Raw genomic sequence first — 14,209 nt, forward strand, 5'->3', positions numbered from 1 at the left:
ATAATCGGACGGGCAGGTCTTTACTGATCCCCGTCCTGCCGACTGACGGGCAACTCTCCTACATGCCTGGTAAGACACAGGCAGAGAGCATCAATATCGTGAATCTAGGAAAAGTCGACATCCCGTCGGGCCATGATCTGGACGGCGTGGAGTTCTCGGCCTTCTTCCCGGCGCGATACGACGCAGGTTACTGTACGACGTCGAAACTGCTGAAGCCTCTCGAGTACGACAAACTGATTCAGGACTGGAAGAAACGCCGGGACCCGATTCAGTTCATCGTCCCAGCGGCGAAAATCAACCGACGTATGTACATCAGTGATTACCGGCCACGGTATGGCATCGGTGCGGAAGGCGACGTATACTACGCGCTTTCCCTTGTCGAGTATCGGGACATCAAACCGGTGAAGGTCAAAATCGACACGAAAACCCTGAAGAAGAAAGGAAGCCGGTCACGTCCGAAGCTTCCGAAGAAACCAAATCCGGAATACTACGTCGTCAAAAAAGGCGACTGGCTGATTAAGATTGCGAAGCGGCACGGTATCAAGGACTGGCGCAGAGACCTCTACCTGCCGAACAAGAAACCGAAAGGCCCTCTCGGTCCGAATCCCGACCTAATCTATCCGGGGCAGAAGCTTAAACTGCCATGATCGACTTACGAGCGAACGGCTACCACCTCGGGAACTTATTGGCTGCACCTCCGAAACTCGACGACGCGATCGATGGCATCTGTGTCACGATGACCATCACGCTGAAGGGTTATAAGTTAGCGACTGGGGAGCTGGTCGAATTGTTCTTTAAAGGTCGACGCGTCTTCTATGGACATGTACGTCGGCGGAAGTTCGGAGCGGACGGGATGGCGGACTACACGCTTTATGATCCCCTGTTCCTCCTGAAGAACGAGGATGACTATTACTTCAAGAACCAGACCCTGACGCAGGCGTACACGCGACTGCTGAGGGAGGCTGGAATCCCGGTCGGCAAGATTGCGAACACGAAAGTCGTCCTTCCCCAGCTGTGGTATCGTGCCACGGACGGAAGCAAGTGTTTGACGGACATGATCGCCCGGCAAAAACGCCTGAACAATAAAATTTACTACCCACGGTTCAATCCTGAAACAGCGTCGGCCGACCTGGTCGAACTCGTCATCCCGAACGAACTCTGGGCGTTCCAGGTGGGCGTGAACCTTACGTCGGCGACGTACGAGGAGGATGCGACGGCCGTCGCCTCTGCGGTGAAACTCGTCAACCGGGAGACCGGGAAATCGGTCGTCAAGGTCAATGCGGCGAGTGAAAAGAAATACGGGAAGCTTCAAAAGCTGATCGAGGTCGACAAGGAAGCGGCGAACCAGATGGACAGCATGGCCACGTCGGAACTCGCAAAAGTCTCACGGGTAGGTTTCACGGCATCGGCTGAAGGGATCAACCCCGGCACGATGCCGATTTTTCGTTCAGCAGACCTTGTCTACGTCGAAGAGAAATATACGGGCTTGCTCGGGGGCTATCACATCCGGAACGTGAGCCAGGCTTTCGTGGACGACGAACTGATTCAGGTCGGCGTGGACATTCAGAAGACCGCCTTCGTCCCTGACATCCAGGTGACGGACGCGACAAGCGATCCAGACAAGAAGGAAAGCAAGCCGATCGAACTCGACAGCAAGCTAAAAGGCGTCAACTACACGAGCGGCTGGAAAGCGACAGCATACGCCCCGGCGCTCGGTGGCATCAATGGCAGCGGAACGGGTCTTACAGCAAGTAGCACGAAAGTCGTCGAGGGACGCACCATCGCGGTCGACCCTGACGTCATCCCTCTCGGTTCCGTCGTGGCCGTATATGTCTCTGGTGCGAAAGAATACAGCGGGATCTATCTCGCAGAGGACACGGGCGGTGCCATCAAAGGCAAGAAAATCGACGTCGCGGTCGTCGCCTCCAAAGCTATGGCGTTTGGCGTGAAGACGGTACAAGTGGCCGTCCTGCAAAAAGGAAAAGGGCGTGCCGATGCTCGTGACAAGGCAAGCAAGTGGTCGAGCATCGAAGACACCTGGACGAAGAAACTACAACGCCTGGCAGATGAAGCGGCAGACAAGCCATCCGGCGCTTCAAAATCAACGCGTGAGAACGTCGTCGACATCGCCCGAAGCTTCAAGGGCAAATTGTCCTACAGCTGGGGAGGCAAGACGATCACGAACGGCAAGGGCGACTGTAGCGGATTCACGGCGTACTGCTACAAGAAGGTCGGCGTGAACCTGGGGCACGGCACGATGACCCAAATCACGCGGGGAACACCTGTCAGCAAAGAGCAGGCACAACCGGGTGACGTCGTGTTCTTCAAGGGCACGATTCCGGAACGCGGACCGAACGGCGTCAGCCACGTCGGTATCGTCACCGGGAATGGGAAATGCGTATCACTCGCATCGACAGGAGGCTGTCACGAACACAGTTACGTCTCGGGTTACTGGGGCAGTCACTTCCTCCAAATTCGGCGGGTACTCTAAGAAAGGGGGCGACGTATGCCTAGACCAGATAAAAGCCAGGAACTCCTCCAGCTATTACTGAATGGACAACGACAACCGAACGGACTCATGATCGTCAAAGCAGACACGGCCGAAAGCCTGGTATTCGAGGGAAGCGCCGTCCCCCTCGACCTGGAGTTGTTCGAGATACCGAAGTCGCTACAACCGATTCAACCAGGGAAACGGTATTTCACGATGCCGATCCTGACGACAGACAATAGCCAGCGCTGGGGAATCCTCCAGCTTTTGGATTGAGGGGGTGCTAGCTTTGGCAGACATCACTGAACAAAAGACGCCCCTCTTCGATCTCGAAGCAGGGGAATTTGTCATGGACGCAAGGAACCGGGTCGTTTGCGTCACAGGAGGCGAAGGCGTCCTGATGATTGCGATGAAGGCCCTGAAGACGGTACGCGGTATCTTCTTGATCTACGCGGACCTCGATGACGAGGAACTGGACCACGTGTATGGGAGCGACGTCGAACTTATCATGCAGGAGGACCTGACAGAGGAGGCGCGTTTAAGCGAGATGGAGCGAGCGATTTCCGAGTCACTGATCTACGACCCGTGGGTCACGGACGTCACGAATCTCGTGCTGAAGCGTCGTGGTGGCCCTGGTCAATACGGAGAAAACGCCGACCATCTTGCACCGGACGAAGTCGAAATCTCGATGACCATCAAAACGATTTTCGACCAGGACGTGCAACTAGAAGGGGTGATTATGGAATATGTCTAACCTAGATTTCGAATTTAACAGCCGATTCGAGGAAGACGAAAGCATCATCAAAGAACGCATGCTGGAAAGCGATTCGCTGAAGGATTACCGCAGAGAGCCAGGCGACTTCGTGTACGACGTCGTCGCACCACTGGCACCTGAAATCCAACAGCACCAGGCGAACATGGACGAGATTCTACGTCAGTCCTTCACACTGTTTGCGGAAGGCATTTACTTGGAGTACAAGGTAGCGGAAGTCGGGCTTCAAAAGACGATGGCACAGCAAGCAATCGGACAGCTTCAGGTGACAGCGAGCCAGGGCGTCATCATCCCAGCTGGTCAGAAGCTGACGACCATCGTCCTCGACAACGATAACAACCCCATCACGGCCACGGTCGAGGGCGGGGAAGTCGTATTCGTTTCGGCCGGCACGTTAGCGGTCGACATCAAGACCGATGGAGCCGGTGACATCATGAACCTAGCGCCGGGTACAAGCTGGATCTTCAGTCCACCGATTGCCGGGGTTCAGAAAATCGAACAGCTGGAGCGCTTAAAAGGCGGGACGGACGAAGAGGACGATGAAGTCCTTCGAGCACGCTGGGCAGAGAAACGCCAGAAGCCGGTCCGTAGCGGGAACAAGCAAAACTACGTCGCCTGGGCGCTCGAAGTCACGGGCGTCGGAAAGGCGAAGGTCATCCCCTTATGGGACGGTCGCAACACGGTGAAGGTCATCATCGCCGACACGGAAGGGCAACCGGCCATCGATGCCCTGGTCGAAGCGGTCCAGGACTACATCGACCCGTCGCAGGACGGAATGGGCGAGGGTGTGGCGCCTATCGGGGCTATCGTGACGGTTTCAAGCGTCCGAGACCTTCCGGTCAACATCACGGCCACGGTCAGCCTGAACACAGGGAGCACATTGGAAGAGGCGACGGCAGCACTCCGAATCGATGCAGACGCCTACCTCGACCAATTAGGCACACAAGTCATGGACAGCACCGTCACATCGCCCGTCGTCATCGTCTACAACAAAGTGGCCGCATTACTCGCGATGAACAACCACATCGCAGACTATGCAGACCTTCAGGTGAATTCGGGTACGGCGAACATCACCCTGGGGCCTGACGAAATCCCGACGAGCGGGATGCTGACCCTCACATGATCGAGAACGTAACCGAACGGCTGGAGAGTGTACTGGAGACCGTACCCGATTATTATCACGAATCCAGCGTCTATCAGAATCTAATCCTGACGTACCTCACAGAATCCCAGGCGTCAGACGAGGCAAGGCAAGACTTACGGAACCAGCTGTACGTACAGACGGCCACGTGGGGACTCGACTACTGGGAACACGATTACGCGCTGACATCGGTACCGGGTGACACGTACGAACTACGTCGGTCGCGTATCCTATCGAAGATGGCTGGACTCGGAACCTTCACGAAAGCCGAGGCGCTTCGGCTGGCGAACGTATACAGCATCCCGAAGGACGCGCGGTTCTACAGTATCTTAAACGAAGGGGCGTTCAAGACCCGCCACAACATCGACCACCTGGTCGATTACGAGGGGATGATCGCGGCGTTCGAAGAGATGAAACCCGCACACCTCGAGCACCTGGTCGGGCTATTGATTCGACAGGCGAGCGGTCCGACGATGTCCACCGGACAAAAGATGCGTCTCGGTTATTCCGAAAGCTATAATTTCACATACCGCACGTTGATGAAACTTAAAGTCCGTGCGAGCGTCGTCATCCCGAGCAAGTACCAGGCAGACCCGCCGGAAAGCCTCGCACTGGACGGATCGTTCCGGATGGACGGTTATGCCGTCATGGACGCGAACGCGCCAGGCGGGAAACTGCACTACATTCACAACAGCGATCAGCTGACAATCCGGAAGTACCAGGACGGCCAGCTGATAAGCACGGATCAAGTCTAAAGGAGGCTACAGAATGGCGAGTGTAAAAACGAACAAAGGCCGTGAAAAGATGGCCAAAGCACACAACGGGACGGCAGCACTACCGGCAATCGTGACGATGGTATTCGGTACTGGAGGCGTGGACGGGTCAGGGAATCCGCGCGCACTGACCGGCTCGGAAAGTTCATTATTCACACAAGTGATCCAGAAGACCGGGGCGCAGGTTACGAAGACATTCCCGAACCCTTACACGGCGCGATATACCTGCACGCTCGATGCAGACGTCGATAGCCTGATCGGGCGCAACATTAACGAAGCGGGATTGGTCGACGCGGCTGGAGACCTGATCGCAATCAAGACATTCACGAATAAAGGGATGGAAGCCCGCACGATCATCGAATTCGATTACGACGCGGAATTTTAAGGAGGGATGGACGTGCCGATCGATGTAACGAAACTTACGCCATTGACCGGGTCACGGAATGACGTCATCCGGAAAACGATTGACGGGTATATGGAGACGACACCGAACCATGCGGATTACTTTAACCGTACGCTCCAGCAGTTGATTGACAATGACGTGACACTGGAAGGCGATACGCTTCAGGCAATCAAGGACTTACGAATCAATCAGCTGAACCTGGCGCTTGAACTGGAAACCATCAAAGGATCAAATGCGTCCGGTGTCAGTTCGAACATTTTCGTTGAAAGCTTCATAAATACAAACGATATTGTGAGCCTCACAGGGGCTTTGAAATTCGACGAAACGAACGACAAACTTTATTTAGCATAAAAAGAGAGGGTGAATAGAATGCCAGCTGGGGACATCATTAAACTTACAAATCACCAAACCTGGACCGTACCTGCCGGAATTTATAAAATCCGAGCTACTATTGTGGGAGCTGGTGGCGGTGGCGGAGGTGGTGGAGCATCCAACTACAGCGCCACGGGAGGCGGTGGTGGTGGCGGTTATGTAACACAGGTAGATAACCTTGTGGTAACTCCAGGGCAACAATTCGCAGTCTCTATCGGCAGTGGCGGTTCACAAGGCGGCTCTGGCACAGGAGGCGGACGAGGAGGTACTACTACTTTCGGGGCGTATTCTGCCGAGGGTGGTTACGGCGGCTCTGGGGGTGACGCAAGCGTCAATAAAAGCTACGGCGGTAATGGCGGTAGTGGTGGGGGCGCTGGAGCAAACCCACCGCAAGCTATCAACGCAGGAGCAGGCGGAACTAACGGCGGACCCGGAGGCTCTTCAGGGGAAAAACTTAGAGGGACGGGTCAAGGCACAACTACTATAGGTCCCGATGGTGTCTATTACGGTGCAGGTGGAGGTGGTGGCGGTGGTGAAAACTACGGCCAAACCGCGGGTGCTGGTGGGACCTTTGGTGGAGGCAACGGGGGAACAGGTACTTCTTCTGGAACCCATGCTGGACGACCGGGTACGCCTAACACTGGAGGTGGCGGTGGTGGTGGATCTTGCGCTTATGGTGATGGATACGGCGGACTGGGCGGAAGTGGTGTAGTAGTCATTCAGCTTTTGAATAACCCTCCTAATACACCTACCAATCTCTCACCGGGCAACACTACAATTGGAAGCCCGGAAATTGTGACCACTTTAACACCTACTTTTGGCTGGACATACAGCGATCCCGACGGACATGCGCAAGGCGGTTATCAGGCTGTTTTTTATAAAGCCTCGGATAACACCGTTGTTCATGATACGGGCCAGATCAGTAGTGGAAGTAGCAGTTTTAAAATAGCTTCTGGCATTCTACAACCCGACACAGTTTATTACTGGAAAGTGAGCACTAAAGATGTAAACAACGATTGGTCTCCTTTCTCATCAGTGGAATATTTTAAAACAACGAAGGCACCTGTTCCGACACAGACCGCGCCTCTCGGTGCGGTAGGTACACCAGGTGGCGCTAGTCTAACACCGACGTTGACGTGGGACTATTTCGACGCAGATGCCCATGCACAGAAGAGTTTCCAAGTTCGCATCAAGAATACGGGTGGTACAGTCGTCCATGACTCGGGTGTCGTAACATCGGCCAACAAATCGTATACCGTCCCAGCGAATAGCCTAACAGCTGGAACGACGTACTATTGGGAAATTCAGGTGACGGATAGCACAGATATGTCGAGTGGGTTTATTGGTTCGCAGTATTTCATTACGAACTACCCGCCTCCGGCATTAATTCCTGTGCGCCCTGTTCACACCGTGCGAACTATTACAAAACCTATCTTCGAAGCTACAATCGGGAACGACGTCGAAAACGACAACCAGCACTTCGTAATCCAGTTAGCAGACGACGAAGCCTTCACGACGAACGTCCAGGAACGGGACACGAAAACTGCCGTAACAGGCTGGGAAATCAAAGCCGAGAGTGGGAACTACGTCGCGATGCCAGCGTCTGGCGCACCTTCGACGTATGAAGGTGGGAGCGTGAAAATCAAATGGCAGACGGATCTAGTCGAAGGCAAGACCTACTACTGGAGAATGGCAGCCATTGATGGGGCGACCAACACGCGAGGCCCATATCATGAGGTTCGTAGCATCCGTGTAGGGAACATCCTTCAGTTCCAGGCGAAAGACCCCGTCACTACGTCGGCACCTGCGGAACGAATCGTTTTGACGGTTCAAAGCATAATTGCAAACGATGGGACCGTACCTGCGAGCCTAAAAGTCGAAGTATCGAACAATGCGCTGGACGCTTCTCCTACGTGGGAGGACGTGACGTCGAAAGTGAATACTGGGAACTATCACAATTTCACGAACAAAGCCAAAACAGCCGCGAACTGGGCCGTCAGCTACCGCGTGACAATCGAAGCGAATGACTCGCTCGGTCCGATTGAAGTGCAAGGGCTGGGGATTAGCTTCGACTAAGGAGGTACAAAGATGAAAGCAATCAAAGAGACCGATCTACTTCAGGACCGGGACGAGAAGCAACGCGTCCCACTCCTAGAGGCACAGCTGAAGGCGGCCCAGGACTTGAACCTGACGCTGATGGAAGTGACGGCCACACTTTACGAAGAGAAGGTCCAGATGCAAGAGAATCAGCTGATGGTCATGGGAGCCGTCGCCGACGTATTCGAGATGGTGCTGTCCATGACAGAAGGGGGTAGTTAAGATGAACGCGATGATTCCGATCTACGCCGAACTGGTGAAAGCCGGCCGACGTAAATTGACCGACGTACCCGAACACCTTCGGGACGCCGTACAAACCGAAATGGAGAAATCACATGAAGACGCTTCTAGTTAAACTAGGGGCGTTTTTTCTTTTGAAAGGAGGTGTTAATATGGTCGATATTTACGTCGCTTTAATCATCCACGGACGACGCACGTTCGCAAGCGTCCCGGCAAGTCTCCAGCCAGCTGTAAAGGCGGAACTCGCGGCACTCGGGCTTGGAGAGAACGGGCAACCACTTCCAGTAGAAGAACCTGAAGAGCCTACTGGCTTCTAATCCATCAGCACAAACACAGCAAGGACCCCGAGCCGATCGGGGTCTACACTTTTGTAAGGGAGGCGCAGCTGATGGAAGGGACGGTCAACATGGCGACTCTACACACGGAACTGCAAACACTGAAATCAGAGAACCTGGAACTGAAACGACGGGTCGGAAAACTCGAAGAGAGCGATGAACGACACGAGGAAGATATTCGAAATCTGTACGCGCATCAAGCGGCGACGAAAGCATACGTCGAACAGATCCTGTCAAAGATCGACGGGCTGGAGACGAAGCTATTCAACGCCTTGACCACGTCACAGAGAAACAGCGTCGAGGAGCGAAACGGCTGGATGGAGTACACGAAATACGTGATCGGCGCGACGATCGGTGTCGTGGTGCTCTACCTGTTCCAGCAACAAGGAGGAAAATAAGATGGCAAAACTCTATTACGACGAACGGAACCGACGTACGTTAGCAGAACTCGCACCGAACACGAAAGCGGCAGCCATGAAGTGGTACGCGTTCTGTGAGAAGCATGGCATCGAAATCCTGATCTATGATGCGATGCGGACAGAGGCGGAACAACGTGCGAACGTCGAAAAAGGCGTGAGCGGGACAATGAAGTCGTACCACTTAGTGGGGCAAGCGATTGACTTCGTTCCTGCAAATCCGGAAGGAAAAGTAAGCTGGAATTGGTACGATCGAGACGATATCCAAAAGGCCGTTAAAGAGGCGAAGCGTCTCGGGTTCACATGGGGCGGCGACTGGTGGAACTTTGTGGACAAGCCACACTTGCAGTACGACAAAATCGCATATGGTCAGGATAAAGTCTTAGCCGGACCACCTACTACGTCGGTACCAAAACCGGCACCGAAACCGAGTACGTCGGTAAGTAGTACATCGGTATACGTCGTTAAAAAAGGCGACACGCTCGGGGCGATCGCATCGAAGTACAAGACGACCGTCGCGAAGCTTCAGGCGGCTAATGGGATCAAGAACGCGAACACCATCTACGTCGGTCAAAAAATCAAGGTACCCGCTTCGACGTACACCGTGAAACGTGGCGACACGCTCGGGGAAATCGCTTCACGGGCCGGCGTGACGGTCGCGAAGCTTCAGGCGCTGAACGGAATCAAGGACGCGAACAAGATCCGTGTCGGCCAGAAATTGAAACTACAGTAAGGGAGCGGTTCGGATGGAACAAAACGAACAGCAGGAAATCATCGAGACTCAGCCACAGAAAACGACGTTCAAAGAACGCATCAAAGACCCAGTCATCCTAGCTGGAGCGACGGGTCTCATGTATCAGGGTTATCAATACCTGGCCAGACAGCACGGACTTCCGGAAATCCAGCTAGGCGACTTTCAAACTCTGGTCGACGTATTAAGCTTCAGCTTGCTCGGCGTCAGTGTATACCATCTGAAGAAGTGATCGATCCCCTGGCCCAATGGCTAGGGTCTTTTTTCTAATAGACTCCAGCACAAAAGAGAGAAAGACCTATACTAATTAGTAATCATAGATTACTAATAAATACTATTACTACTATATATATAATAAATAATAAGTATGTATTTATATAATATATAAGTATTGATGTTTTTTAGGGGGGTTCTTTTTTGTTTTAGATTGCTGGAAGATTTTCTAGTTAGGCCCCTCCTTCGAAAAACGGATTTTATATATTATTCTTGCTTTCTTTACTTCTTTACTTCTTTACCTAATTATGATATGGTACTTATGGGAAGGAGCTAGATGCGATGACCGAAAACGCGAAGCCCGGCAGACCGAAAACGGTAGCGGGCAAACTCACGAACTTTAACACGAAGCTACAAGAAGACCACAAGCGGACACTGGAAGCCCTGGTCAAAGTTGGCCCTTTCTCTAGTAATCGAGATATGATCGAACAGTGGACCGAGGCATACTTAAAAGACAATCCGGGTGTGGCTGAAAAAGTAGCGGGCTACAAACAATTCATGCAAGATTAATACCATGAGGAGGTCGTTTCGATGCCATACACACGTGATGGGCTGGAAGTGAAGCTGAAAGGCGATTACGAAGCATTCTACTGCGATGACTTTATCGAGGAAGACGGGGACGGCTATTTCGATGTCCAGGAATTGAACATCGCGTTCAGTCCGAACGTCATCAAGCTATCACGGCCAGGCGAGTTTCGTCTGCTGGTGGATGGTGAGTCGAAAGACTTCCGGGGAACACTGATCGAGGAGTTCCATGTTTCGAAATTAGACTATGACGAGGTCAAGGATCAATATGACACGTTACGAGATTTCGAAGGCTGTGGTCGGGATGTTGGCATCTTGAATTCGAAACAGAACACAGACTATGAGGAAGACGACATTATGGACATGGCAAAAAACTTCGTCGCAAAGATGAATGCGCTGGTCGATCATTATAGGATGAAGAAGGTCGTCGAATTGTATAAACTGGATGAAACCAACGAAGACCTGTGATTCACGGGTCTTTTTTGTTACCGTTATTTCGTCTACAATGAAGGTGTTACTGACAATGCGGTATCATTCCGTGTGTCTGTAAGTACATTCATTAAAATAAAATTTGGGACGCATGAGAACATCGGGTCGGGCCCGATTCATCTACCGGAGCGAGAGCTGCATACGACAGCGACATGGTTCACGTTGGATGAGCGATTCGCCTACTCGGAGGCGGACCTCGAAGATCAACTTGAAGCGGTCAGTGATTTGATGAGACGGCTTGCACCACTCTATCTCATGTGTGACACGCTCGATTTATTCACAACGATTCAGATGAAGTCGACACATACGAGTAAGCCGACCGTCTATCTGTATGACCGCTATCCTGGAGGAATCGGGCTCAGCGAGGCGCTCTTTAAAGATGCAGACATGGTGCTTGAAGCGGCAGAACGGACGGTATCCGACTGTCCGTGTGAGAGCGGATGTCCCCGTTGTGTCGGCATGGTTGGATACGGTGACTTCAAGCAGCAAGTCATTCGCCAGTTGCAAGGATTGAAAGGAACGATATGAAAGCTAAACTATCTAGATTAATTAAAACGAACGAACCTGCCCCAAAAGCTAGTGTTGCGACTCCTGATGAAATGGAACAGCAAAAGTGGAAGGATCATGGGGGCGAGATTTTAACGTTTGAGGGGGAATGGTGCGTCCGGATCCGGAAGACATATCCCCTTGATGAGGTGTATCGCGACTTCAAGTTTGGAGAAGCAGGACAGATGATGGCTCGAACCGAGCATCCGTTTTTCGCCGTCGACTTAGACCCCGACCAAGTCCTGTTCATGGATACGGAGACGACCGGTTTACGTGGGTCTGGAACGTCGATTTTTTTAATCGGGTTTGCACGGATTCGTGCGGAACAACTTGAAATGATTCAATACGTGCTACCTCATCCGGCGTTTGAAACCGCCTTTTACTATCATTTCTTGCAAGACATCGGAGATGAGGTACGATTCGTCACCTATAACGGGAAGTCATTTGATTGGCCTCAAATCAAGACGAGACACACGTTCGTCAAATCACGGGTGAAACAATTACCTTCAGTGGGTCATGTCGATTTACTTCACGCTGCAAGACGATTGTTAAAACCGAGGCTAGAATCAGTATCATTAAAAGCGGTCGAAGCATACTTTGGTCATGAACGAACGGATGACCTTCCTGGATTCTTGGCACCGATGCACTATTTTCAATACGTCAAAGAGCGGAATCCAGAAATATTGCTACCGGTCCTTGAGCACCATCATGCGGACTGTTTAAGCCTCGTCTCCTTGTATACGCGTCTCAGTCAGCTCGTCACGACCCCGGTAACTGATTTCGGAGAGGAACGTGCCCACTGGCTACATGACCTTGGCGAACAAGATCAAGCGCTGAGGGAGTTTGAGCAACTCCCGAGTCCATCGAAGCGTGCCATCATGCGGCAAGCGATGTTATTAAAACGAGCTGGACGATTCGAGGAGGCCATTCCGCTGTTTGAATCGATTCATACGATTGAAGGGTACGTCGAACTCGCCAAATATGCAGAGCATAAACAAAAGGACGTGGCTTTAGCGATGGATTACACGGAGCGAGCGTTAGAGATTCTTGATCAAAAGCGGACGGTGTTACGTCAAACGATGCAACGCGAGAAAGATGCGTTAGAACATCGCCGTGCTCGCCTAGAAAGGAAGCGAACATGAAAGTAGTAGCCGTCACAGGATATCGTCCTCATGAACTCGGTATCTTCAAAGCGGATCATCCGGGTATTGAAATCATTCAAGAAGCTTACCGAAAAAAGATACTTGAAGTCATCGAATTAGGTGCTGAATGGTTCATATTTAGTGGAACGAATGGTTGTGAATTGTGGGCCGGACAAGTATTGTTAGAGTTAAGAGAAACATATCCGATTAAAATCGCTGTATTTCCGCCGTTCTTAAACATGGATGAGCGCTATAAACCGTTCGAACAAGATCTATTTGTGCAACTGCAACTCGAGGCAGACTTTTTTGAGCCGCTGACACAGCGTCCATACGAAGACCCGAGTCAGCTACGGGCAAAAACAGCGTTCTTTTTAGATAAAGCAGAAGGATTGATCACCTTGTATGACGAAGAAACGGAAGGAAGTCCCCGGTTTCTAGTCGATGGGGCTCGGCGAAAGCCAAACATGGAAGTTTTCTTGATCACACAAGAAGACTTACGAGTCATTGAAGAAGAAAAACAATGGGAACAACAATGGGAGTGATATGATGCAAACGGAATTAACAGCAGAAGCGATTTATAAACAAGAATTCAAGACCGCGTTACGTGGTTATTCACAAGAAGAAGTCGATCAATTTTTAGATGTCGTCATTCGCGATTATGAAAAAATGGCGAAAGAAATCGAGCGTCTTCAAAAAGAAAACGACTCGTTGCGACGGGAACCTGCGCCTGTATCGGAACCGGCTAAACCAGCACAGCCGGTTGCCTCAAATTATGACATGTTACGCCGAATTTCAAATCTCGAAAAAGCGGTCTTCGGAAAGCAAGTCGGTCCAAGCGAATAACGAATAGGGGGTGGAGTCCATGTTGCAAGTGTTAACGGCCACGGAGAAACAACCAGTCAAACAACAGACAAAAAAGCTGTTTCGTGTGAAAGAAGAAGTGATGAAAGCACCAACCTGCTATACAGATCGTCTCGTCGAAAACATCAGACAAACATGCCGATTTGATTGGATGATGATTGAGCATGTCAAATTAGGGGATGATCTCGTTCATTACGTGCTCGTCGGACCTAAAGGCGTATTCTTGATTCAGTTAAATCGAACTCCAGCCCCCGTCCATATGACGAATCGGGAATGTCGAACCGAGACCTCGATGGGGTGGAAACAGGTTTATCCTCATCCTGTCACGGAATTAGAACGGATGACCAAACAAGTGCGGTCACGATTAAAAAAAGAGTGTAATCAAGCAATTCCCGTCTATTCGTTTTTAATTTTCCCGGAAACGGAACGATTGAAGTTAGAACGAATTAAGGCGAATTGTGGAGATTCATTCGCTCTAGTGGATCAGGTAATCAATAAAACAAACCTTGAGACGTTGACAGAGCCGCTCGTCAAACAAATCGCCTATTATTGTTCTGAGCGACAAGTACATAAATAAGATGAAGG

At 51.6% G+C, this 14,209-nt stretch carries 22 protein-coding genes and 1 pseudogene; all 23 read left to right on the forward strand.

The genetic code is table 11. The features are described from left to right. Positions 1-62: 62 nt before the first annotated feature. The 23 genes and pseudogenes from EAT1B_RS00210 to EAT1B_RS00325 all read left to right on the forward strand — a co-directional run bounded on the left by EAT1B_RS00210 (position 63) and on the right by EAT1B_RS00325 (position 14,201). Positions 63-647, forward strand: coding sequence for a LysM peptidoglycan-binding domain-containing protein (locus EAT1B_RS00210; RefSeq protein WP_158303574.1), 585 nt, complete (start codon positions 63-65; stop codon positions 645-647). After that, positions 644-2,491 carry an NlpC/P60 family protein gene (locus tag EAT1B_RS16140; protein ID WP_012726097.1) on the forward strand — a complete coding sequence of 616 codons (1,848 nt, stop codon included), beginning with the start codon at positions 644-646 and terminating at the stop codon, positions 2,489-2,491. The genes EAT1B_RS00210 and EAT1B_RS16140 overlap by 4 nt, the downstream gene beginning before the upstream one ends. 15 nt (positions 2,492-2,506) lie before the next feature. Continuing rightward, entirely contained in the window at positions 2,507-2,764 is a 258-nt protein-coding gene (locus tag EAT1B_RS00225; RefSeq protein WP_012726098.1) for a hypothetical protein, read from the forward strand. A 13-nt stretch (positions 2,765-2,777) separates the two neighbouring features. Beyond that, complete coding sequence (locus EAT1B_RS00230; RefSeq protein WP_012726099.1) at positions 2,778-3,242, forward strand: DUF2634 domain-containing protein; 465 nt, start codon at positions 2,778-2,780, stop codon at positions 3,240-3,242. Beyond that, positions 3,235-4,383: a baseplate J/gp47 family protein gene (locus tag EAT1B_RS15555; protein ID WP_012726100.1), complete on the forward strand. Its 1,149-nt coding sequence runs from the start codon at positions 3,235-3,237 to the stop codon at positions 4,381-4,383. The genes EAT1B_RS00230 and EAT1B_RS15555 overlap by 8 nt, the downstream gene beginning before the upstream one ends. Next, positions 4,380-5,156, forward strand: a complete 777-nt coding sequence (locus EAT1B_RS00240; protein WP_012726101.1) for a putative phage tail protein — start codon at positions 4,380-4,382, stop codon at positions 5,154-5,156. Before EAT1B_RS15555 ends, EAT1B_RS00240 begins: the two co-directional genes overlap by 4 nt. Positions 5,157-5,169: 13 nt before the next feature. Continuing rightward, on the forward strand, positions 5,170-5,559 hold the full coding sequence (locus EAT1B_RS00245) for a phage tail protein (protein ID WP_012726102.1): 390 nt from the start codon (positions 5,170-5,172) through the stop codon (positions 5,557-5,559). A 6-nt stretch (positions 5,560-5,565) separates the two neighbouring features. Beyond that, entirely contained in the window at positions 5,566-5,928 is a 363-nt protein-coding gene (locus EAT1B_RS00250; protein ID WP_148209419.1) for a hypothetical protein, read from the forward strand. 18 nt (positions 5,929-5,946) lie between these two features. After that, a pseudogene (locus EAT1B_RS16160) lies at positions 5,947-6,612 on the forward strand (glycine-rich domain-containing protein); the annotation flags it as partial. Positions 6,613-6,984: 372 nt separating this feature from the next. Beyond that, positions 6,985-8,025 (forward strand): hypothetical protein, encoded by a 1,041-nt coding sequence (locus EAT1B_RS15570; RefSeq protein WP_049759894.1) that lies wholly within the window; start codon positions 6,985-6,987, stop codon positions 8,023-8,025. Positions 8,026-8,037: 12 nt separating this feature from the next. Beyond that, entirely contained in the window at positions 8,038-8,268 is a 231-nt protein-coding gene (locus EAT1B_RS00265; protein WP_012726105.1) for a hypothetical protein, read from the forward strand. 1 nt (position 8,269) lies between these two features. Continuing rightward, positions 8,270-8,401: a CD1375 family protein gene (locus tag EAT1B_RS16120; protein WP_012726106.1), complete on the forward strand. Its 132-nt coding sequence runs from the start codon at positions 8,270-8,272 to the stop codon at positions 8,399-8,401. Between the two features lie 37 nt (positions 8,402-8,438). Then, complete coding sequence (locus tag EAT1B_RS00270) at positions 8,439-8,603, forward strand: CD1375 family protein (protein WP_193343254.1); 165 nt, start codon at positions 8,439-8,441, stop codon at positions 8,601-8,603. 71 nt (positions 8,604-8,674) lie between these two features. Continuing rightward, positions 8,675-9,019, forward strand: a complete 345-nt coding sequence (locus tag EAT1B_RS00275; RefSeq protein WP_012726108.1) for a hypothetical protein — start codon at positions 8,675-8,677, stop codon at positions 9,017-9,019. Between the two features lies 1 nt (position 9,020). After that, complete coding sequence (locus EAT1B_RS16050) at positions 9,021-9,770, forward strand: M15 family metallopeptidase (protein WP_012726109.1); 750 nt, start codon at positions 9,021-9,023, stop codon at positions 9,768-9,770. A gap of 13 nt (positions 9,771-9,783) precedes the next feature. Further along, positions 9,784-10,020 (forward strand): hypothetical protein, encoded by a 237-nt coding sequence (locus EAT1B_RS00290; RefSeq protein WP_012726110.1) that lies wholly within the window; start codon positions 9,784-9,786, stop codon positions 10,018-10,020. Positions 10,021-10,343: 323 nt separating this feature from the next. Continuing rightward, positions 10,344-10,571 carry a hypothetical protein gene (locus EAT1B_RS00295; RefSeq protein WP_012726111.1) on the forward strand — a complete coding sequence of 76 codons (228 nt, stop codon included), beginning with the start codon at positions 10,344-10,346 and terminating at the stop codon, positions 10,569-10,571. A gap of 21 nt (positions 10,572-10,592) precedes the next feature. Beyond that, positions 10,593-11,054: a hypothetical protein gene (locus tag EAT1B_RS00300; RefSeq protein ID WP_012726112.1), complete on the forward strand. Its 462-nt coding sequence runs from the start codon at positions 10,593-10,595 to the stop codon at positions 11,052-11,054. Between the two features lie 72 nt (positions 11,055-11,126). Beyond that, entirely contained in the window at positions 11,127-11,603 is a 477-nt protein-coding gene (locus EAT1B_RS00305) for a Zn-binding domain-containing protein (protein ID WP_041917884.1), read from the forward strand. Then, the gene (locus tag EAT1B_RS00310; RefSeq protein WP_012726113.1) at positions 11,600-12,763 is read left to right on the forward strand and encodes a ribonuclease H-like domain-containing protein; all 1,164 of its coding nucleotides are present in this window, start codon (positions 11,600-11,602) and stop codon (positions 12,761-12,763) included. The genes EAT1B_RS00305 and EAT1B_RS00310 overlap by 4 nt, the downstream gene beginning before the upstream one ends. Then, positions 12,760-13,305, forward strand: coding sequence for an SLOG family protein (locus tag EAT1B_RS00315; RefSeq protein ID WP_012726114.1), 546 nt, complete (start codon positions 12,760-12,762; stop codon positions 13,303-13,305). The genes EAT1B_RS00310 and EAT1B_RS00315 overlap by 4 nt, the downstream gene beginning before the upstream one ends. A 4-nt stretch (positions 13,306-13,309) precedes the next feature. Continuing rightward, positions 13,310-13,606 carry a cell division regulator GpsB gene (gene gpsB, locus EAT1B_RS00320; protein WP_012726115.1) on the forward strand — a complete coding sequence of 99 codons (297 nt, stop codon included), beginning with the start codon at positions 13,310-13,312 and terminating at the stop codon, positions 13,604-13,606. A gap of 19 nt (positions 13,607-13,625) precedes the next feature. After that, a complete protein-coding gene (locus EAT1B_RS00325; RefSeq protein WP_012726116.1) occupies positions 13,626-14,201 on the forward strand; it encodes an NERD domain-containing protein in 576 nt (191 codons plus the stop codon). The last annotated feature ends 8 nt before the right edge of the window (positions 14,202-14,209 follow it).

It is taken from the genome of Exiguobacterium sp. AT1b (assembly GCF_000023045.1).
GTDB lineage: Bacteria > Bacillota > Bacilli > Exiguobacteriales > Exiguobacteriaceae > Exiguobacterium.

What these genes read in the sequence shown, in the direction of transcription:
- EAT1B_RS00210 (WP_158303574.1), top strand. Translation starts at nt 63, where the DNA reads ATGCCTGGTAAGACACAGGCAGAGAGCATCAATATCGTGAATCTAGGA.
- EAT1B_RS16140 (WP_012726097.1), top strand. Translation starts at nt 644, where the DNA reads ATGATCGACTTACGAGCGAACGGCTACCACCTCGGGAACTTATTGGCT.
- EAT1B_RS00225 (WP_012726098.1), top strand. Translation starts at nt 2,507, where the DNA reads ATGCCTAGACCAGATAAAAGCCAGGAACTCCTCCAGCTATTACTGAAT.
- EAT1B_RS15555 (WP_012726100.1), top strand. Translation starts at nt 3,235, where the DNA reads ATGTCTAACCTAGATTTCGAATTTAACAGCCGATTCGAGGAAGACGAA.
- EAT1B_RS00240 (WP_012726101.1), top strand. Translation starts at nt 4,380, where the DNA reads ATGATCGAGAACGTAACCGAACGGCTGGAGAGTGTACTGGAGACCGTA.
- EAT1B_RS00245 (WP_012726102.1), top strand. Translation starts at nt 5,170, where the DNA reads ATGGCGAGTGTAAAAACGAACAAAGGCCGTGAAAAGATGGCCAAAGCA.
- EAT1B_RS00250 (WP_148209419.1), top strand. Translation starts at nt 5,566, where the DNA reads ATGGACGTGCCGATCGATGTAACGAAACTTACGCCATTGACCGGGTCA.
- EAT1B_RS00265 (WP_012726105.1), top strand. Translation starts at nt 8,038, where the DNA reads ATGAAAGCAATCAAAGAGACCGATCTACTTCAGGACCGGGACGAGAAG.
- EAT1B_RS16120 (WP_012726106.1), top strand. Translation starts at nt 8,270, where the DNA reads ATGAACGCGATGATTCCGATCTACGCCGAACTGGTGAAAGCCGGCCGA.
- EAT1B_RS00270 (WP_193343254.1), top strand. Translation starts at nt 8,439, where the DNA reads ATGGTCGATATTTACGTCGCTTTAATCATCCACGGACGACGCACGTTC.
- EAT1B_RS00275 (WP_012726108.1), top strand. Translation starts at nt 8,675, where the DNA reads ATGGAAGGGACGGTCAACATGGCGACTCTACACACGGAACTGCAAACA.
- EAT1B_RS16050 (WP_012726109.1), top strand. Translation starts at nt 9,021, where the DNA reads ATGGCAAAACTCTATTACGACGAACGGAACCGACGTACGTTAGCAGAA.
- EAT1B_RS00290 (WP_012726110.1), top strand. Translation starts at nt 9,784, where the DNA reads ATGGAACAAAACGAACAGCAGGAAATCATCGAGACTCAGCCACAGAAA.
- EAT1B_RS00295 (WP_012726111.1), top strand. Translation starts at nt 10,344, where the DNA reads ATGACCGAAAACGCGAAGCCCGGCAGACCGAAAACGGTAGCGGGCAAA.
- EAT1B_RS00300 (WP_012726112.1), top strand. Translation starts at nt 10,593, where the DNA reads ATGCCATACACACGTGATGGGCTGGAAGTGAAGCTGAAAGGCGATTAC.
- EAT1B_RS00310 (WP_012726113.1), top strand. Translation starts at nt 11,600, where the DNA reads ATGAAAGCTAAACTATCTAGATTAATTAAAACGAACGAACCTGCCCCA.
- EAT1B_RS00315 (WP_012726114.1), top strand. Translation starts at nt 12,760, where the DNA reads ATGAAAGTAGTAGCCGTCACAGGATATCGTCCTCATGAACTCGGTATC.
- gpsB (WP_012726115.1), top strand. Translation starts at nt 13,310, where the DNA reads ATGCAAACGGAATTAACAGCAGAAGCGATTTATAAACAAGAATTCAAG.
- EAT1B_RS00325 (WP_012726116.1), top strand. Translation starts at nt 13,626, where the DNA reads ATGTTGCAAGTGTTAACGGCCACGGAGAAACAACCAGTCAAACAACAG.